Below are 18,980 nucleotides of genomic sequence, written 5' to 3' on the forward strand. Positions count from 1 at the left end.
ACTTACCATACTTGTGCCAGTGCTGCTGTTTGCACTGGCTTGCTTTCTGCTCGCGCCTGACAGCCTGACAGAAAGCAGCACAACCCCAGCAACATCCCCTGCTACAACACCAGCACCTTCCGCCTCCGGAACAGAAGATCCGGCGAAAGACAGTGCAGAACAGCAGCCTGACAAGGCTGCACTCCCGGCATCACTGTCGGGCACTGAACACGGTGTAACTCTCAGTGCACAACAGCAGCAACTGGTGGTGCACAGCAGCCTGCGTGATTTATTCGATTATTATCTCAGCACGCTGGGGGAGCGCGATAATCTCTGGATTGATACTCAGGTACGTGCAGCCCTTGCCAGACAATTAAGCGGCCAGCCGCTGGCACAGGCGGAGCATATCTGGCAGCAATATCTCAGTTACCGGGAGCTGCTGGCATTACTGCCCGCAGCGGCAGAAGATGCATCAACCTACCAGCGCCTGCAGTACTATTTTGACAGCCGTGTTGCCCTGCAGGATCAGATATTTGGCCATGCCGTTGCGGCAGCATTATTTGCCTTTGACCGTGAGCAGGATGCGCTGGCGCTGCAACAGTTGCAGCACAAGGAAATAAATGAACCAAAGGAACAAAAAAAGGAACAACAGAATACCTCCGCCGATAACAGTAACCAGCAGACATTATTAAACGCCAGCTATCAGCAATCGTGGGCTACGCGTCAGTATCAGCAGGAAAATGCAAAAACACAGCAATTGCTGGCCATTGAGCAAAGCAGTGATGACCCGGCCCAGCGCTTTGCACAACGCGCTGCCATTGCCGGAGAACAGCAGGCGGTACAACTGGCCGAACTTGATCAGCAGCGCAATCAGTGGCAGCAACAGTTAACCGCATTTCAGCAGCAGGTACAGGCAATAAAACAGCAGCAATTAAGCGCCGATGAAGAGCAGAAACAAATAGACCTGCAACTGCAGCAGGCCTTTCCTCCGGAACAACACTTGCGCGTTAAAGCACTCAGCGGGCTGTTATAGCGGGCTGTTAAAACGACCCGCTTTTTTTATGCGTTTACAGTTTTGGCTGTGCGCGCTTCATAATGGAATAACAGTCGATGCCGGCATCCAGCGTGCCGTAGTTAAAGGCACCATTACGCACAATACGCGAGCGGATAAAGGCATCGGCAATATTGCTGTCACCCTGCTGAATTAACACACTGGCCTGTAAACCAACCGCAAGCTTATCGACCACCGTGCGTGAGCGGTATTCCAGAGTGCTCAGATCGGTGAATTCATCTTTTAAATTCACCAGGAACTGATCAAACTCACGGTAGTTACCCGCACCTTTCTGCAGCTCAGCCATAAAGGCATCCACCACTTTCGGCTCTTTGCCCATGGCGCGCAATACATCCAGACACTGCACATTACCCGAACCTTCCCAGATGGCATTAACCGGTGCTTCGCGGTAAATACGTGGCAGAATATTGTCTTCCACATACGCCACGCCTCCCACACTTTCCATACTTTCATAGGCCAGATGCGGTGCGCGTTTGCAGATCCAGTATTTGCCCACAGCGGTGGCTAAACGGGCGAATAAATTCTGCTGCTCATCAGCCAGATTATCCAGCGCATGACCAACCCGCATACTGATCGCCAGCGCTGCTTCGCTTTCAATCGCCATATCCGCCAGCACATTCTGCATTAAGGGCTGCTCGTGCAGGTTTTTACCAAAAGCCGAACGGCCGGAGGTGTGGTGAATCGCCTGAGCAACCGCACCGCGCATTAATGCCGATGATCCCACCATGCAATCGAAACGAGTCATAGAAACCATTTCGATAATGGTGCGTACGCCACGGCCTTCGTCACCAATCATCCAGGCAAAGGCACCACGGAATTCCACTTCAGAAGAGGCGTTGGAAATATTGCCCAGCTTGTCTTTTAAGCGCTGTACATACATCTGATTTTTGCTGCCATCAGGACGCCAGCGCGGTAATAAAAAGCAGGATAAACCACTGTCGGTTTGTGCCAGCACTAAAAAGGCATCACACATAGGGGCCGAACAGAACCATTTATGACCGACAATTTCATATTCCGCACCGTTACCCGTGCTGCTGCCAACCGCATAAGCGCGGGTGGTGTTGGCGCGAACATCGGAGCCGCCCTGTTTTTCCGTCATCGCCATACCGATGGTCAGGCCCTGTTTTTCAAAAAACGGGATATTGCGCTCGTCATAATGACGCGCCGTAATTTTCGGCACCCATTCTTTGGCAACGCCGGGAGAATGCTGCAATGCCGGTACAGCGGCAAAGGTCATGGTCAGCGGACAACCGGAACCGGCATCGGCATTCATATGCAGATATTCCATTGCGGCACGGGCCACATGAGCACCGGGCTTTGGTGTTGTCCACGGCAGAGAGTGCATTTCGGCTTCGATCGCACTGCGCATTAATTCGTGATACGCCGGATGGAATTTGGCCAGATCCACACGGTTACCAAAGCGGTCATGGGGATAAAATTTCGGTTTATTTTCGTTGGCCTGAAAACCCGCCTCAATTAAATCACCACCACAACGTGCACCATAAGCACTGAGACGATCGGTAGCCCAGTCACCGCCGTACGCTTTTACCCAATGCTGTAACGCCAGATCACTGTCGTAGGCATTAAAGTTTTCCAGCGCTGTTGGCTGGTTAAAAACCGGATGGGTTTCTGCCTGGGATTTATGCTGCTGGTAATCACCCGCACTGCCCGCAGAAGGGGTTACGGCGTCGGTAATTTGTGGATTAACGCTGGTGTTCATAACTGACATCCTCGGCTATGGAGTTTGCTTCAGCACTGCCCAATGCACGCAGACTGAGCGCACACAGCTGCTGAATTAATTGTTGTTGTTCATCGTTGGTCATCGCGGCGCGGGCCGCCATCTGGGGCAATTCGTTCGCGCTGTTTGTTTTTGCCTGGCCGGGAAATAACGGCCCGATTAACGCTTCGCTTAACAGGCCGACCAGCGCGGCAGCACTGATGGCGGCGTCCTGCGCAGCAAATTCACCACTGGCGATGCCGTCGCGGATCAGGTCTTCAAAAATATCGGCGTAGGCCATGCGATAGCGCAGACGCTCCTGCTCCACGCGCGGATCAACCGGCTCGGCAATTAAGGCATAGGCCAGCTGCGGACCCTGCAACGCACGCCGGGCAAACACCGCCACCGCCCGCGCCAGACGCAGGGCATAAGCATCCCCGACATTACGGCTCTCGCTGGCCGCAGCCACCTGCGCCACTTCGTGTTCGGTGGCGTAGCGGAAGACTTCCGCCACCAGTTCCGGCTTATTCGGGAAATGCCGGTAAATCGTACCCGCCGCTACGCCTGAGCGTTCCGCCACCGCTGCGGCCGTGGCTGCGGCAAAGCCCTGCCCGGCGACTAAATCGCGCGCAGCATGCAGCAGACGCTGGCGGGTGTTCGCCTTACGGGCACGGGTATGTTCGGTTTCGCGGTATGCCATAACGCCGGTTCCGGATTCGCCTTGTGAGTTTGAATCAAACAAGTGAATCATTATTCACTTGTTTGATCAAGGGTGTTTTTTGTACAGAAGCTGAGGCTGTATTGGCTGTACCGGGCTGCCACAGAAGCTTCATCGCTTGTTCACGCCGATGTCATGCCACACACCAATATTGGTCTAGTCCAACAACCAACAACAATGAAGGAGACCACTATGTTTAACCGGGACATTCAACGACTCAGCCGGCTGCTTACCGCCGTGCTCTGCATCAGTACCGGCAGCGCCGCGCTGGCAGCCAGCAAACCGCCTCTCGTCACTGATCCGCAACTGCCACCGGCAAGCGGCAGCGCGCCACGGGTACTGCTGCTGGGTATCGACGGCGTGCAACTGGAAGAACTGCAGCAGATCAGCACGCCCAACTTCAACCGCCTGCAGGTGCGCAAAGCCTATACCGGCGGTGTTGATGGCGAAGCCAGTCAGCAGAAAACCTCCAGCGGACCGGGCTGGTCGACCATTCTGACCGGCGTATGGGCGAACAAACATCAGATCACCGCCAACGATTCCGACCTTGCTAATCCGGAGTTTCCTTCACTGTTTAAACGTCTGCGCGATGCCCGCCCGCAAGCGAAGATCGCCAGCGTCATGAACTGGGGCACGCCCAATACCACCTATTTCCGCAATGAAGTCAGCGGCAACGACATCACCCTGAATGGCCTGAGCGACAGTGCCGTTACCAGTAAAGGCGTAGAATTAATTGCGCAGGATTTCGATCTGGTTTTCCTGCATCTGGACGAGCCGGATCACGCCGGCCACAGCAGTTGTTTTGGTCCGGCCTACAATACCGCGTTGCGCGGTGTCGATGCGCAGCTCGGTCAGCTTTTGGATGCAGTTGAACAAAGCAGCAGCGACTGGCTGGTGCTGGTTACCACCGACCATGGCCGTGAACCGGTACTGGGCTGTAACCACGGCAGCCAGACCCGTCAGGAAAAAACCATTTTTATTGCCAGCAATAAAACACTGAACAGCGAATTCAGCCAGTACACCAGCGATATCAGCAACGGCGAGTTTTCCGCTATTTATGGTAATCCGGCACAAACCAGTATTGCCCCGACGGTACTGCGCTATTTAGGTGTGGAGCCACAAATCAGCTGGCAACTGGATGGCCTGCCATTAGTCGCTGCCGAAGGTGTGCGTAAACTATTACCCGGCGGTGGCAGTAACGATTTCAGCTGGTATGCCGACAGCAGCGCTGAAGTGGAAATTTTCCGTAACGGCACAGCGCTGACCCAGGTTGATGCCCTGCAGCGCGGTTTTGCCGATAACGCCGATGTGCGCGGTATTGTTGACTACACCCTGGTGCAGAACAACACCCCGGTGTCACTGCGTCTGAATAAAGTGGATATCGACGCTGCCGTCGACTGGAGCCTGAGCCGCGCCTATTTTTTCCGCGATGACAGCCGCTATGTGCGCTATAACAAAACCGCCGATCAATCGGACAGTGGCTATCCGGCCAATACCAATAACAGCAGCTGGCCGGGTCTGGGTGATTATGCCGGTTTAATTACCGCCGCCTTCAGCAAAGACAGCAGCCGCAGTTATTATTTTTTAAGCGATGGCCGTTATATCCGTTACAACAACAGCAGCGATCAGGCCGATGCCGGTTATCCGAAAAATGTCGATGACAACAGCTGGCCGGGCTTAGGCGCCTACGCTACGCAAATTACCGCAGCACTGCGCTGGACTGGCGATAAGGTGTATTTTTTCCTGAAAAACGGCACCTATCTGCGTTATGACTTAGGCGATGACCGGGTTGATAGCGGTTACCCGAAAGCGGTTACCGACACTACCTGGCCGGGCCTGGGTGCTTATGCTCAGGATATTACCGCCGCGGTAAAATGGAGCGAAAGCCGCGCGTATTTCTTCCTCAGCAACCAGCGTTATATCCGTTACTCCATCAGCAGCGACAGCGCCGACAGTGGCTATCCGGCCAAGGTTAATGGCGGCACCTGGCCGGGGCTGATGAATCCGTAATACTCAGATACATATTTAACGGCAATAAAAACGGGCAGAAATTCTGCCCGTTTTTTTATGCTGAATTAGCGCGTTTTAAATCTCCCAGAACAGCAACAGAATGGTCAGTGTTGCTGCGCCCACCAGAATATTCATCGGAATACCCACGCGCAGAAAATCGCGGAATTTATAACCGCCCGGACCGTACACCATCAGGTTGGTCTGATAGCCCAGCGGGGTGGCGAAGCTGGCCGAAGCCGCCATCATAATCACCAGAATAAAAGGCTCATGGGCGACACCGGCTTTGTCGGTCATTTCCAGCACGATCGGCAGCATTAATACCGCCGCGGCATTATTGGTAATCACCTCAGTCAGAATGGAAACCACCACATAGGTAAGAATCAGCATCAGCCACGGGCGGTAATCACTGAGCTGCACAATATTTTCGGCCAGGTAGGCGGCCACGCCGGTTTTCTGCAGCGCGGCTCCTAAGGCAAAAGACGCGGCAATGGTAATCACCACGGTTAAATCGATACTGCGCTCGGCCTGTTCCAGCGTTAAACAGCCGGTCGCCAGCATTAAACCGGCGCCGATTAAGGCGGCGTTTAACATCGAAATCCAGCCCAGACCCGCCGCCAGAACCACCACCGTAAGAATGCCCCAGGACAACCAGGCGCGGTTATGACGCGGGGTTTCTTTGCCCAGATCGTTAATTAACAGGAAGTCTTTATTAAAACGCTGACGGCTGACAAAGGCCGGACGCGCTTCCAGCAATAAGGTATCACCGGCCTGCAGTTTAATGGCGCGCAGATTACCCGGAATCCGCTCGCCGTTACGCGCGACTGCCAGCACCACCGCACCGTAACGGTCACGGAAACGGGCATCGCGGATCGCCTGACCAATGGCGGCACAATGCGGTGACACCACCGCCTCAACCAGACAGCGCTCCGGCCGCGCCTGACTCAGCGCCAGCTCACCGGCCATGGCCGAAGGCACAATGCCGTTAATGCGCAGCAATTCTGAAATGGCCTGGGTATCGCCGGCAAACACCAGACGGTCGCCGCCCTGCAGTCGTTCTTCGGAGGATACTGCGGTCAGCACCGTGGCGCCGCGTTCAATCTCCACCAGATACACCCGCTCGAGATCACGCAGACCGGCTTCCAGCACGGTTTTGCCGACCAGTGGCCCGTCGCTGGCGACCGACACTTCGAGGGTAAATTCGCGCAGGTTTTCGAAGCCTTCGCCACTGCGGCGCTGTGGCAGCATGCGCGGAAAAAACAGCCACATAAACAGACCGCCGATAATGGCAACCGGCAGACCAATGGCGGTGATAGAAAACAGCGAGAAGCCTTCGCCACCGGTCAGCGACTGGTACTGACCATTCACAATCAGGTTGGTGCTGGTGCCGATCAGTGTCAGGGTGCCGCCGAGAATGGCGCTGTAGCTGAGCGGAATCATCAGTTTGGACGCACTGATACCAATCTTCTGCGACCAGCTGTTAATCGCCGGAATCATGGTCGCCACCACCGGCGTGTTATTAAGGAAACCGCTGAGCAGCATCACCGGCGCAAAGATGCGCAGCAGCGCCGAACGCAGGGTCAGCGGCCGGCCGAGTAAGCGGTTGACCAGAATATCGATACCACCGGAGGCATGAATACCCGCCGCCACCACAAACATGGCCGCCACGGTGATCAGACCGCTGTTACTGAAACCCGCCAGCGCCTCGCCGCTGCTTAACACACCGCTGACGCTGAGCAGGGTTAACGCTGCCATCATCGCCAGATGCGGCCGTACCGAAGTAAAAATAAGCGTCAGCAGCACCGCTGCGGTCAGTGTGAGAGAAAACCAGCCTTGCCAGTCCACGGCATGCTCCGGATAACAGAAGGTGATGCATATTAACCGGAGTAACCAGAACTCGAAGGAATATTAAGTAATTTAAAGGTAACTAAATTGCATAAGAATACAGACTGCCCTGCGGGCACTAATCCAGCCGTTAGCCCAGCCTTGGTTCGGGCAGCGGCAGCAACTCGGCGGTCGCCAGCGCTCGCGCCTGCTCTTCACTCAGCCCAAGCGCGCGCAGCACCAGTTCGGCACAGTCACTGCCGGCATCACGCCAGGTGCGCAGACCTTCGCGTACCAGATAAATCGCCCCCAGTACCGAGCTGGCGATCATAGTGACCACCGCCGACAGCTGATCTGCCCGTATACGGTACTGGCCACACTGAATACCATCCATCAGCACCTGCACCGGCGCGCCGGCACCCAGACGGCGCAAGGCCGCACTGCTGAAGCCAAAACGGCTGATAAAGTTACCCCAGGCCGGTTCTTCGTGGGCGCGGCGCACATACAGACGGATCGCGGTCGCCAGCTTGGCCGCCGGATCATTCTGCTGGCGGAAGCTGCTGACAATACGCTGGTTCATGTCTGTTGCCAGAGTTACCGCCACTTCTTCAAACAGCCCCTGAATAGAATCGACGTGGTTGTAAACCGTGCCACGGGCAACGCCGGCAATATCCGCCAGCTCGCGCACCGTAACCTGAGTTGCGCCCTTTTCGGCAAACAACTGCAGTGCAGCGTTATAGATACGGCGCTGGGCGGTGGTTAAACCCGGTTGCAACATCATCGGCTCCTGAAACAAATACAGACACCGGACGTAATAACGCCCGGTGAAATAAAAATTCGGTATGCAGGATGGTTTTATCGACACCCTCTCAGTCTGCGGCAGGAGGGTTTAGAAGCCGGAAGGAACCGGCAAAGAAGGTGCGATTGTACCACAAGCGGGTTGATCGCCTGAACGGGGAAAACGGGGCTCAGAGCCGACAATCGGCGTGTTTGGCTGGAACGGGCTGTTGCAGCCGGGAGCTAACAGTTGCATTCCCACGCGGAGCGCAGGAACGAGAACGCTCTCACCTGGCTCCTACGCTCTGCGTGGTAGCCCTTGCTGGCACAGTTACATTCCCACCGGAGCGCAGGAACGAGAAATCTGAGATAGGAACGAGAACGGAGGGCCGAATCCGGCCCTAATTCAGAACAACCGGCACTTCCAGAATGGCCGCTATGGTACGTACGAGATCCAGCTCTATCGGACGCTGCTGGCCATCGCTGTTAATGCACACCTGCATGGCTTTCACTAACCGGCCTTTAATATGCGGGTAGGCTTCGGTCAGTTTGGCCAGCGCCTGATTCAGTGGTTTTAAGCTGTTGCTGCGCGGCTGCAGCACCAGACCATTAAAACCGGCAGCGCTGACGGCGGCATTAAAGGCTTCACTGGCGGCCTCGGCGGTGTCATGACCAAAGTGCGCCAGGGTCGACAGCACAATAGCCAGCTCGTTAGTCAGTGCCCCGGCTTTTGCGTGCTTGGCGGCAACCGGCTGCACCGGTTCAAACTGCGGATTCAGGTACTGCAGCACCAGCCGGTACAGGCACCATTCGAAGATATCGATCTCGCCATCGGCTTTGGCCAGCTGCACCAGCGTCTGCCGGAAGTTCTGATACTGAGTGTCCGACAACTGCTTCAGTGCCGGCATCGACAGTTCCACCAGCGGTAAGCGTTCGGCCGGATTCAGTCCGCGCAGCAACGGCAGAATACGCAGCGTCTGCTGGTAAAAATCCATGCCCTGCTGACTGCGGATCATGTCCAGCTGTTGCTCGTGCACAAAGCGTGAGGGTTCGGCCATCAGCAATGCAAACACCAGCGCGCGGGCGCTGTAAGCATCGCGCGCAGCATCCTGCAGGCGTGGCAGATTCTGTGCGCTGTCGGCGACCGCGGCTGTTGGTTCAGGCGCAGCAGACTGCTGTGCACCAGCGCCACGGTGGGCCATGCTGACGCCCGCTATTCCTGCGGCAATGCCTCTGGCCAGTGCTTCCTGACTGAGGCCGGCGCCGGCAGTCTGGGTGGCAACTTCCGGGGCTTCGTGTTCTGCGGCATCGCGGGTCTGCGGCGGCAGATAGCGGCCGTCCCAGCGCGGATCGACCCGGCGGATACGCTCTTCCAACGGTGGGTGGGTGGCAAACCAGCTCACCCGGAACGGCAGCGCCTGACCAAAAAACAGGTGCGCAGTTTCTTCCCGCTCGGGGCTACTGATTTCGGAACCGGCGCCATAGCCGATCACTTTCAGCGCGCCGCCGATGCTGTCCGGATTACGGGTGAACTGCACCGCCGAGGCATCGGCCAGAAACTCACGCTGACGCGAGACCGCGGCCTTAATCAGATTGCCGAAAAAGACGCCGCTGTAACCGATCACCACCAGCCCGAGTCCCAGACCAAGCAAGGCCGCGCCGCTGTTGTCTTTACTGTCACGGCTGCGGTAGCGCATGCTGCGTGAGGATGATTCGAGCAGAAAACGGCCGATCAGGCCGATAAACAGAATACCGAACAGCACCGCCATCAGGCGGATGTTCAGGCGCATATCGCCGTTAAAAATATGGCTGAACTCGTGCGCCAGTACGCCCTGCAGCTGGTCACGGCTGAGCTGTGTCATACAGCCACGGGTAACCCCGATGACGGCATCGGAAGGCTGATAACCGGCGGCAAAGGCGTTGATGCTGGCATCGTCGAGCACATACACCGGCGGCACCGGCATACCCGAGGCGATGGCCATTTCTTCCACCACATTGAGCAGGCGGCGTTCGTAGAAATCTTTGCTGTTGGGCAGTAACAAGCGTCCGCCCAGCGACTCCGCGACTTTACGTCCGCCACCGCGCAGCATCAGCCATTTCACCAGACTGGCGGCGACGATCACCACGATCACGCCGGCAGAAATCAGCAGCCATTGCTCAACATTCATATAGGCAAACAGACCGGGCTGCTGCGGCAGACCGGTTGACGGGTCAAAGGCCAGTTCGGTCACATCGGTGTAGGTGCCGACAATCTGGGTATCGGTTACCCACAACAGTGCGCTCACCAGCATATTCAGCAGCACAATCAGGCAGATCACAGCACCGGCAAATAACAGCACCAGCTGTTTGCTGCGCTTACGCGCCTGATCCTGATGGGAGAAAAAATCCATGATGTATTCCGGATGGAAAGCCGCGGCTGCCAGCAAAGTGGCAGCCGCCGGCGATGTCAGAAGCTGACTTTAGGAGCGCTCTGAATCTGCGCGCTGTCTTCAAATTCCAGCAGTGTGGCATTGGCCGGATGACCGAATTTTGCTGCCAGAACCACCGGCGGGAATGACTGGCGGTAGGTGTTGTAGGCGGTTACCGCATCGTTAAATGCCTGACGGGCAAAGGCCACTTTGTTTTCGGTGCTGGTCAGTTCTTCCGACACCTGCATCATGTTCTGGTTGGCTTTTAAATCCGGGTAGGCTTCCATCACCACATTCAGACGACCCAGCGCTCCGGCCAGAGCACCTTCGGCACCGGCCAGCTGTTTCATGGCATCGGCGGCACCCGGGTTACCCGCTGCGGCTTTTAAGCCTGCTGCCGCCGCATTACGGGCAGTCACAACCGCTTCCAGTGTTTCACTTTCGTGCTTCAGATAGGCTTTGGCGGTTTCGACCAGATTCGGGATCAGGTCATAGCGGCGCTTAAGTTGTACTTCGATCTGGGCGAAGCCATTTTCATAGCGGTTTTTCAGCGTCACCAGGGTGTTGTAGATATTGATGGCATAGACCACCAACAGCGCCAATACGACCAGAATCACGATGGTTGAAGTCGACATAAATATTCCTTGTAGATTTTCCGTTATTTTCTGAACTGACCCGCAGTTACTTGTACCAGCTGCCGGAGGCATTCTGGTAATACTGACCCGCCGCTGCCGCTTTCTGCGTCAGCTTATCACCGGCAATCTTTTCGATATTGGCCAGCGGGGTGTTCTGCTTGGCAGCAATTTCCTGATATTTGGCTTTGCGCTGCTGGTTGATTTCCACCACCAAGGCGGCGGCTTCGCTGTTACCGCTGGCCACCAGCCCTAAGTAACCATTGGTCTGCTCGCCGACCAGACCCATCTGTTTGGCGCCATCGAGGTCCAGTGCCCAGCTGCTGAGCGATACCAGTAAAGCGGCGGTTAATAATGCGATTTTTTTCATAGCTAATTCCTTCTCCGTCGGTTTCGGCTCAGAACAGTCCGTCTTCTTCTTCAAACAGGTTTTCCAGCTCTTTCTCAACCTTCACCCGCACTTCATGTTCAATCTTCACGTTCAGATTAATGGTGATGGGTTTTTCCGGAGCCGCCACTTTTAACGTGCAGGCGCTGAGTGGCGCCAACAGCAACAGCGCCAGCAGCGTGTTTTTCGCCAGCAGGATTAGTTTCATAGCCGTCTGTCCTTCCGATCCTTCGTTAATTTCGCAGTTACTCTATCTGCCTGTCAGGCCAATGCAAAGCCTGACGGGCTGTGATTGTTCATGCTATTTCTTTTTGCGGATACCGTAAGTCGCCTGCGCTTTGGCCTTTGCCTTGGCTTTGGCCCGTTGCTTACGCGGATTACCGCGGCGCTCCAGACCTTCATCAAAGCTGGGTTCAAAACCCGTCAGCCAGATCATCGGCAGCGGCCGTTTGATCAGCGCTTCGATATCAGCCAGCAGGTTTTCTTCATCCCGCGCCACCAGACTGATGGCATGACCATCATTGCCTGCGCGCCCGGTACGGCCGATACGGTGCACGTAGTCTTCGGCATTAAATGGCAGTTCAAAGTTCACCACATGGCTTAAGGCAACGATATCAATACCGCGTGCGGCTACGTCGGTGGCGATTAAGGCGCGGATTTTACCTTCGCGGAAATCGTCCAGCGCCCGCTGACGTGCGCCCTGACTCTTATCGCCATGCAGGGCATCGGCTTTGATGCCGTCCAGCGCCAGCTCTTTCACCAGTGCATCGGCACCTTGCTTGGTACGCACAAACACCAGCACCTGCTGCCAGTTACCGGAACCGATCAGAAACGCCAGCGCCGCCGCTTTTTTGCCTTTATCCAGCTGGTACAGCGTCTGCTGAATGGCATCGACGGTGCTGTTCTCTGGTGTAACTTCCACCAGCAGCGGATCACTGAGCATACCGTAGGCCAGATCTTTTACCGTTTTGGGAAAGGTGGCAGAGAAAAACAGCGTCTGCCGTTCTTTCGGCAGGGCGCGCAGAATGGCAAAGATTTCATCGCTGAACCCCAGATCGAGCATACGGTCGGCTTCATCCAGTACCAGCGTACTGACCGCATCCAGCGTCAGGGCTTCCTGACGCAGCAGATCCAGCAACCGCCCTGGCGTGGCCACCAGAATCTCCAGCCCCTGAGCCAGAGCATCAATCTGTACCTTCAGGCTGACGCCACCATAGGCCACACCGGTGCGCAGGCGCGTGCCCTGACTGTAACGCACGCTGCTGTCGGCGACCTGCTGTGCCAGCTCTCGGGTCGGGGCAATGACCAGCAGGCGTGGCTGCTTAGCGGCCGCAGGTTCCTGCGCCAGTAAGCGCTGAATCTGCGGCAGCAGAAAGGCGGCGGTTTTGCCGGTACCGGTCTGTGCTCCGGCCAGCACATCGCGCCCGGCCAGCACGGCCGGAATCGCGCCCTGCTGAACCTCCGTCGGCTGTGCATAACCCAGAGCTGCAAGGGTAGAAAGAAGCGGGTCAGTAATACCCAGATCGGCGAACGCCATGGTGAAATTCTCAGGCCAGAAAAGTCCGCATTCTAACACGGGCCAACCTGTCTCAGCCCTGATACTGCGCCAGTGCCGCAGTAACCTTCTGTACGTAGTTGCGTGTTTCTTCGTATTTCAGCCGCGTACGCAAATGGGCGTATACCTGCTTCGGGCTCATGGCATTAATGCGCCGCGCCGCCTCTTTAACCGAGGTGTTACCACTGAAAGCGCGGGCCACGTTACCGGCACCGGTGTTGTAAGCGGCAATCACACAATAAAGGCGGCTTTGCGGATCGGTGACGGCGCTCAGATACTGGCGGTCGAGAATATGCAGATACGCGCAACCCAGCTCAATGTTGGTCTGTGGTTTAAACAGTTCGGCACCGGTGAGCAGGCGCTCTTTGCCATACACCTTTTTCGTCGCATCACGCCCGGCACTGCCCGGCACAATCTGCATCAGACCAAAGGCCGGTACATGGCTCTGCGCCATCGGGTTAAACGCCGACTCGGTCTGCATAATGGCCATGACCAGAGCCGGAGACACCTGCCATTTAGCAGAAGCCGTCTGCACCAGCGGCAGGAAATTCTGTGCCCGTGCCGGTAACGCCCCAGCCTGCAGCGGAATGGTGATGGTAATCACCTTACCTTTGCTGGTGTTCTGCTGTTGCTGTTTGGCCTGACGCAGCAGGGCATCGATGTCTTCCTGACGGATACCACTGACCCCTTGCGAACTCGACGGCGGCTGACTGCCGGCTACTGTGTTCAGCAATGGGTCCTGCTGGTACGACTGGCGGATACTGGCCTGCACCACCTTTTCGAATTCGGCGCGGATGCGCGCTTCACTCAGACGTGCGGCGTCTTCACCGGTAAACGACAGGCGGACTTCGTTATGCTCAAAGTCCACCACACGGCGGGTCTGCAGACGGTTATCGTATTCCACCCAGACTTTCTTATCGGACAGCTCCGGGCGACTCCAGACCCGCCCAAGACGGTTCTGATAATCTTTGTAAGCCGCCAGATAGGCCTGGCGATACTGCAGCCATTCCTGCTGAATCGACGCCGCCCCCTCACGCTGCAGACGCTGATAGCGTTCAAAACCGGTTTCAGCACGTACAACGGCAGGCAGCAGAAAAGCGCCACCAAGAGAGATACTGAAAGCAAGCAGATCACGGCGTTTCATCGGTTTTCCTTTATCTTTCCTGAAGCGGGACACAGCAGAGCGGCTACAGGGTAGTGCATCTGCCAGCGCAAACGAAGTATGGCGGTTTTTTGCGCTGGATCGTTTTTCCGTCAGGCAATCGGAGTTTTAATTTAAACCCCTACAAAATGCCGCTATAATCCCCGCGATTTCAATAACGGTAAGCCGTGAAACCACAGAGTTCGCGCCTTGACTGAAGAATTTATTACCCCCAGGTGCTGCTACCTTGCAGGTAACAGGCCCTATAAGAGGACTCTTCCGTGAAACAACTGAAAGCACTGATCCTGGCAGCCGCCACTCTGCTGATGGCCCAAGCCCACGCTGCAACTGACGCCCAGAACGACAAAATCGCTGAACGCATCAAGCCAGTCGGCACTGTATGTGTTGGCGCTGAGTGTGGTGGCGCGGCGGTTGCTCCGGCAGAACCTCGCTCTGGCAAAGAAGTGTATCAAACCGCTTGTACCGCCTGTCACGGCATGGGTGTTCTGGGTGCTCCGAAGACCGGTGATAAAGATGCATGGGATTCCCGTCTGGCCAAAGGTCTGGACAAAACCCTGCAGAATGCCCTTAACGGCCTGAACTCTATGCCGCCTAAAGGTAACTGTATGAACTGTTCCGATGACGAAATCCTGGCTGCTATCAAGTACATGTCAGGACGTTAATACGTCAGAACATGAAAAAAGCCGCATCGTTGAATGCGGCTTTTTTTTACCCGGAATCTGCCCTGCTCAGCTTAACCCGCCCACCTCAGCCCGCCGATGACACCAGACGGATCACATCCGCATAACCCGGCGGCTTCTGCACCAGACCACGCTGGCGCAGCAGACCGTGCAGTTGCGGTAAACGGTAGTAGGGTACCGATGCCATCAGATGGTGTTCGATATGAAAATTCACCCGCACCGGCGCAACAAAACTGCGTGCCAGCCAACCGGCATGGGTTGTCCGGGTGTTACGCAGCGGGTTATCACTGCCTTCGGTCATGGCATGCTCAGCCATTGCACGGATACGGATAAACAGCGGATAAGGGATCAGCCAGGCTGCCACCCACAGCAGATACAGTTGCGGCCAGCCAGCTGCCCACAACAGCAGGAACAGCAGAGCGTTCACCAGTAACGACGGCAAACTGTTGCGCACAAATGCCGCCACATAGCTGAACAGGCTGCGACCTTCACGGGGCAACCACTGCACATCATTGGCGACGGTCCACTGCAGCATGCCCGCATTCATCAGCGCGACCCCGGCCAGATATTTCAGCCCGGTCAGGCCACTGAGGTCACGGGCAAATTTGCGCAACATTGAAACCCTGCTGGTTGGCAGGCCGCGCACCAGAGACAAATCAGGATCATCATCACGACCGGTAAAACTGTGATGACGCATATGGTGGCTGCGGTAGCGGTACAGATCCAGACTGATTGGCCGCGCGCACAGCCAGTCACTGAGCTGATTATTGCCAAAGCGGCTGTTAAACAGCGTATTGTGACTGGCCTCGTGGGCCAGAATGGCCAGCGCCAGCTGACGCCCGCCCAGAATCATCAGGGCCAGTAACACACCGGGCAATAACAGATACCAGGGCTGCTGCAGAGCCCAGGCCGCCAATATAAAAGCCCCACCAATAATCAGCCAGGTGGATGCAATCGCCCAACCGCCGCGCCAGTCGGAACGCCGGGTCAGAGCGCGTATTTCTTCGCGTGACAGAAAGTCGGTTACTTTCGGACTGCGTTGCTGACGCAGAAGATCATCGTTAGATGCAGACATAGGCCCTCGCACAACAGCAGAATTATTCTTATTCCGCCATAGTACCCACAAAACACTACATTAAAAAACGTATTATTTAATTTTCTGTAATGTTTCTGATCAGGCCTGCGAACGATTGCTCTGCTGATAAAGAGCCTGCCAGATATCGTGACCCACCCGGTCATACTCCAGCAGCACATTCAGATACAGTGCCCGAGCCTCAGCGTCGATCAGCCCGGCAGGCAACAAGGGGTCGAAAACCATCTGCCGGATAGCCTCATCGCCCAGCAGAAACGACTCCCGCGCCGCCTGCTCAAGCGACAGTTCAGGCACCCGCTGCAGCCACTCCTGTAAAATCTGTGTCTGCTGCCGGTAGCCGTTGTTCAGAGCGCTGCAGTCCCAAAGTCCCACAGCCCGTTGCTGACGCACACGATCGAGCCCGGATAACTGAAAAACCATCTGCTCCTCTCCCAGCTTCTGCAGGCGTATACGCAATGCCTCACTACTACCGGCCAGATTATCCGGGCGCAGATACAGTTCCCGCTCCAGCTCGGCGCAGCCACACAACGCCAGCGCCCGTTCACGCACGGCCAGTTGCTTACGATCGCTGCGGCCAAGACCGGCACAGTGCACGGCCAGCCATTGGCCGTTCCAGGGCTGTAACTGTGCCACCGATTCCCGCCAGCCACGGATCTCACCGGCCAGCGTCCAGGCCCTCGGGGTAAGCTGATATTGTCCGCGCGCAGTAGCTTCAATCAGACCTTCTGCCGTCAGACGGGTCAGGGCGACACGGATGTGGTTCTCAGCAATATCAAACAAGGCACCGGCGCTGATGGCATCACGGGCGCTGAGCTGTTGCCCGTCGGCCGCCAGCAGCAGTTTCAGAATCAGGGGTTTGGGTTGCAGTTGCATAGACAGCCTTTATTACAGACAGCGCACCTTAGCGCAGCCGACTGCAAACACCAAGTGCACGCGCCCACCATTGAGTGGCGATTAATAAACATAAATTCAGCGAAACACACTGGCGGAAATCCGTCGTCAGCCGCACGTTATTGTAGAAAAAATGCACTTTTCGCGGTTTTTTTCGTAAAAATTTTTTACACCCTCTGGCGGAAATCTGAGCCTCGGCTATATGTTATGCGAAATAAATTTTCCTCTTCACTTTCCTCAGTAGCGGAGATCAAAACATGGCTGAAGAAGAACTGGATATGCAGGACGAAAACATGGAAGACGATGACGAACTGGAAGCATCTGCCGATGATGACAGCGGCGACGATTCTGACTCTGATTCCGACAGCAGCGATAACGAAGATCTGGCTGCTGCGGCTGCCAGTGCACATTCCTCTCTGGCGGCACGTAATAAAGTACGCGAATCGATGGCGGCCGAAATAGAAGCGTTCCTCGCCCGCGGTGGTCAGATTCAGCAGGTTGACGATAACGTCATGGCCGATCCCCCACGCAAACCACAATCCAGCTACGGCAGTCGTCCGATCTGAGCGGAGCGTCTGTCCGCCACTGGCATTAGGCCGGAGCCGTCAGCCTCTGACGGAGCCGGTCTGCCACTTACGGGCCAGATGATGCCGACCGGTCGACATTTCCCGCGTTTTACTCACACCTCTGTTTTTTTAGCTGGTATGCTCGCCCCAACTTCAGGCAGGAAGCCAGAATTATGTTTATTTATTCAAAGAAGTCCCGGCGCCGTATGCATGCAATTCCCGCAGCCATTGCTCTGTTAGTGGTTACTCTTTTCTGGCTTTTTTCCGGTGCGCATAAAGCACAGGCAGAAACCGTCTTTTCGGCTACTGAGCTATCCAGCTGGTCGGTTGAATGTGAAGACTGCCATCTGGAAGCTCAGTACGATGTTATCGTCGGCGATGTGGTTCGCCTCGAAAGCCGTGAGCATCTGGCGTTACAACGCAGCGTTAAAGAGCAGCCAACACAGCCGCAATTAAGCTGGCGCTGGAGTGTCGACCGCTCTGTCGACAGTGGCCCGCTGGTACGGGTATCGGTCTATCTGCAGGATACCGACGACTGGCCGGAGCGCATTATTCATTACGTCTGGGACAGCAGCCGCGAAGCCGGAAGCCATGAAGCCTTATCCGATTTTGAATATCTGATCGTCGCCACAGGCCTTGGCAGTAAAGCTGAGAGATGGGAAGAGGTCAGCGCTGATCTGAATGCCGACTGGCAGAAACTTTATAACGAACCGCTGCCACCGCTGGATCATCTGGAAGTAGCACTGGGTATGCCGGAGCAGGATATTGTTGCCGGTGCCTTTATCGAAAAAATCAGTCTGACATCCGCTCAGCCAGAGCCGCAACCGCAGCCGGCAATTGCGATAAATGAGTAATTTCCTGATCGGGCTGAACATCTGCTTCTGCCCAGGCAGCATCGCTTAAATTCACCCAGATCGTTTTCATTCCCAGGCGCGCCGCCGCCGCAATATCCTGTTCCTGATGATCACCGATATGAATGCACTCCTGTGCAGTCACGCCGGCATGCTGCAGTGCCGCCTGAAATAAATCCGGTTGCGGTTTCGGTGCACCCAGCTGCTCGGCAGTGAAATACGCATGAAACAGCGTGTTAATGCCGATCAGTTCAAGGTCGGCGTTGCCGTTGGTCAGCGCGATTAACGGATACTGTGCCGCCAGTTGCTGTAATGCCTCAGCGGCGCCATCAAACAACGTAACTTCACTGCGCGCCCGGTAAAACACCTGAAAGGCCTGAGCGGCAAGCGCGGCGGCGCGTTCACGTTCCACACCGCTTTGCATAAACACCCGGCGCAGCACTTCTTCGCGCAGTTTGGAAACCTGAAAGCGCAATTGCGGATAGCACTCAGCAATCTGATTGCGGTACTCACGCAGCGCTTCGAGGCTGTAGAAAGAGGCCGCCTGCGGGCAGTGTTCACTGATCCAGGCGTGGGTTTTGCGCTCGGCCGCGACAATCACCGGGTCGGTTTCCCACAGGGTGTTGTCGAGGTCGAGGGTCAGCAGACGTAACGCCAAAC

Annotated in this window: 18 protein-coding genes; 5 read left to right on the forward strand and 13 right to left on the reverse strand. The window is 56.0% G+C overall.

The annotated features are described in order from the left end of the window. Nucleotides 1-19: 19 nt before the first annotated feature. Complete coding sequence (locus MT343_RS18230) at nucleotides 20-1,012, forward strand: lipase secretion chaperone (protein WP_186435838.1); 993 nt, start codon at nucleotides 20-22, stop codon at nucleotides 1,010-1,012. A 34-nt stretch (nucleotides 1,013-1,046) separates the two neighbouring features. On the opposite strand, the gene MT343_RS18235 is transcribed toward MT343_RS18230, so the two are convergent. Beyond that, entirely contained in the window at nucleotides 1,047-2,771 is a 1,725-nt protein-coding gene (locus tag MT343_RS18235) for an acyl-CoA dehydrogenase family protein (protein ID WP_145467797.1), read from the reverse strand. Then, nucleotides 2,755-3,468: a TetR/AcrR family transcriptional regulator gene (locus tag MT343_RS18240; protein ID WP_145467795.1), complete on the reverse strand. Its 714-nt coding sequence runs from the start codon at nucleotides 3,466-3,468 to the stop codon at nucleotides 2,755-2,757. Before MT343_RS18240 ends, MT343_RS18235 begins: the two co-directional genes overlap by 17 nt. A 210-nt stretch (nucleotides 3,469-3,678) precedes the next feature. On the opposite strand from MT343_RS18240, the gene MT343_RS18245 reads away from it, so the two are divergent. Continuing rightward, nucleotides 3,679-5,496 (forward strand): hemopexin repeat-containing protein, encoded by a 1,818-nt coding sequence (locus MT343_RS18245; protein WP_145467793.1) that lies wholly within the window; start codon nucleotides 3,679-3,681, stop codon nucleotides 5,494-5,496. Nucleotides 5,497-5,571: 75 nt separating this feature from the next. Here the strand turns inward: MT343_RS18245 and MT343_RS18250 are convergent, their stop codons facing one another. The 8 genes from MT343_RS18250 to MT343_RS18285 all read right to left on the reverse strand — a co-directional run bounded on the left by MT343_RS18250 (nucleotide 5,572) and on the right by MT343_RS18285 (nucleotide 14,221). Beyond that, the gene (locus MT343_RS18250) at nucleotides 5,572-7,338 is read right to left on the reverse strand and encodes an SLC13 family permease (RefSeq protein WP_145467791.1); all 1,767 of its coding nucleotides are present in this window, start codon (nucleotides 7,336-7,338) and stop codon (nucleotides 5,572-5,574) included. A gap of 130 nt (nucleotides 7,339-7,468) precedes the next feature. Continuing rightward, the gene (locus MT343_RS18255) at nucleotides 7,469-8,098 is read right to left on the reverse strand and encodes a TetR/AcrR family transcriptional regulator (protein ID WP_222428500.1); all 630 of its coding nucleotides are present in this window, start codon (nucleotides 8,096-8,098) and stop codon (nucleotides 7,469-7,471) included. A 397-nt stretch (nucleotides 8,099-8,495) separates the two neighbouring features. After that, nucleotides 8,496-10,484 carry a M48 family metallopeptidase gene (locus tag MT343_RS18260; RefSeq protein ID WP_145467789.1) on the reverse strand — a complete coding sequence of 663 codons (1,989 nt, stop codon included), beginning with the start codon at nucleotides 10,482-10,484 and terminating at the stop codon, nucleotides 8,496-8,498. A gap of 56 nt (nucleotides 10,485-10,540) precedes the next feature. After that, nucleotides 10,541-11,137: a LemA family protein gene (locus tag MT343_RS18265; RefSeq protein ID WP_145467787.1), complete on the reverse strand. Its 597-nt coding sequence runs from the start codon at nucleotides 11,135-11,137 to the stop codon at nucleotides 10,541-10,543. Between the two features lie 46 nt (nucleotides 11,138-11,183). Next, nucleotides 11,184-11,504 carry a YdbL family protein gene (locus MT343_RS18270; protein WP_145467785.1) on the reverse strand — a complete coding sequence of 107 codons (321 nt, stop codon included), beginning with the start codon at nucleotides 11,502-11,504 and terminating at the stop codon, nucleotides 11,184-11,186. Nucleotides 11,505-11,532: 28 nt separating this feature from the next. Beyond that, nucleotides 11,533-11,730 carry a YnbE family lipoprotein gene (locus tag MT343_RS18275; protein ID WP_145467782.1) on the reverse strand — a complete coding sequence of 66 codons (198 nt, stop codon included), beginning with the start codon at nucleotides 11,728-11,730 and terminating at the stop codon, nucleotides 11,533-11,535. 93 nt (nucleotides 11,731-11,823) lie between these two features. Next, nucleotides 11,824-13,059 carry a DEAD/DEAH box helicase gene (locus MT343_RS18280; RefSeq protein WP_145467780.1) on the reverse strand — a complete coding sequence of 412 codons (1,236 nt, stop codon included), beginning with the start codon at nucleotides 13,057-13,059 and terminating at the stop codon, nucleotides 11,824-11,826. A gap of 52 nt (nucleotides 13,060-13,111) precedes the next feature. Beyond that, the gene (locus tag MT343_RS18285; protein ID WP_145467778.1) at nucleotides 13,112-14,221 is read right to left on the reverse strand and encodes a transglycosylase SLT domain-containing protein; all 1,110 of its coding nucleotides are present in this window, start codon (nucleotides 14,219-14,221) and stop codon (nucleotides 13,112-13,114) included. Between the two features lie 278 nt (nucleotides 14,222-14,499). On the opposite strand from MT343_RS18285, the gene MT343_RS18290 reads away from it, so the two are divergent. After that, on the forward strand, nucleotides 14,500-14,901 hold the full coding sequence (locus MT343_RS18290; RefSeq protein ID WP_225691126.1) for a c-type cytochrome: 402 nt from the start codon (nucleotides 14,500-14,502) through the stop codon (nucleotides 14,899-14,901). Nucleotides 14,902-14,986: 85 nt separating this feature from the next. Here the strand turns inward: MT343_RS18290 and MT343_RS18295 are convergent, their stop codons facing one another. Both MT343_RS18295 and MT343_RS18300 read right to left on the reverse strand, forming a co-directional pair. Continuing rightward, nucleotides 14,987-15,994, reverse strand: a complete 1,008-nt coding sequence (locus MT343_RS18295; RefSeq protein WP_145467776.1) for a fatty acid desaturase family protein — start codon at nucleotides 15,992-15,994, stop codon at nucleotides 14,987-14,989. Nucleotides 15,995-16,093: 99 nt separating this feature from the next. Beyond that, nucleotides 16,094-16,885 carry a PaaX family transcriptional regulator C-terminal domain-containing protein gene (locus MT343_RS18300; RefSeq protein ID WP_145467774.1) on the reverse strand — a complete coding sequence of 264 codons (792 nt, stop codon included), beginning with the start codon at nucleotides 16,883-16,885 and terminating at the stop codon, nucleotides 16,094-16,096. A gap of 275 nt (nucleotides 16,886-17,160) precedes the next feature. Here MT343_RS18300 and MT343_RS18305 point away from each other — a divergent pair, with 275 nt between their 5' ends. Together MT343_RS18305 and MT343_RS18310 are read left to right on the forward strand one after the other, a co-directional pair. Continuing rightward, nucleotides 17,161-17,469, forward strand: coding sequence for a hypothetical protein (locus MT343_RS18305; RefSeq protein ID WP_145467772.1), 309 nt, complete (start codon nucleotides 17,161-17,163; stop codon nucleotides 17,467-17,469). A gap of 173 nt (nucleotides 17,470-17,642) precedes the next feature. Then, nucleotides 17,643-18,323, forward strand: coding sequence for a DUF3047 domain-containing protein (locus MT343_RS18310; RefSeq protein ID WP_145467770.1), 681 nt, complete (start codon nucleotides 17,643-17,645; stop codon nucleotides 18,321-18,323). On the opposite strand, the gene MT343_RS18315 is transcribed toward MT343_RS18310, so the two are convergent. Beyond that, nucleotides 18,262-18,978, reverse strand: coding sequence for an HAD family hydrolase (locus MT343_RS18315; protein ID WP_186435837.1), 717 nt, complete (start codon nucleotides 18,976-18,978; stop codon nucleotides 18,262-18,264). The two genes, MT343_RS18310 and MT343_RS18315, sit on opposite strands and share 62 nt — an antisense overlap. Nucleotides 18,979-18,980 lie beyond the last annotated feature (2 nt).

Origin of the sequence: Venatorbacter sp. C2-1, from assembly GCF_022832715.1 — a bacterium.
GTDB lineage: Bacteria > Pseudomonadota > Gammaproteobacteria > Pseudomonadales > Oceanobacteraceae > Venatoribacter > Venatoribacter alkanivorans.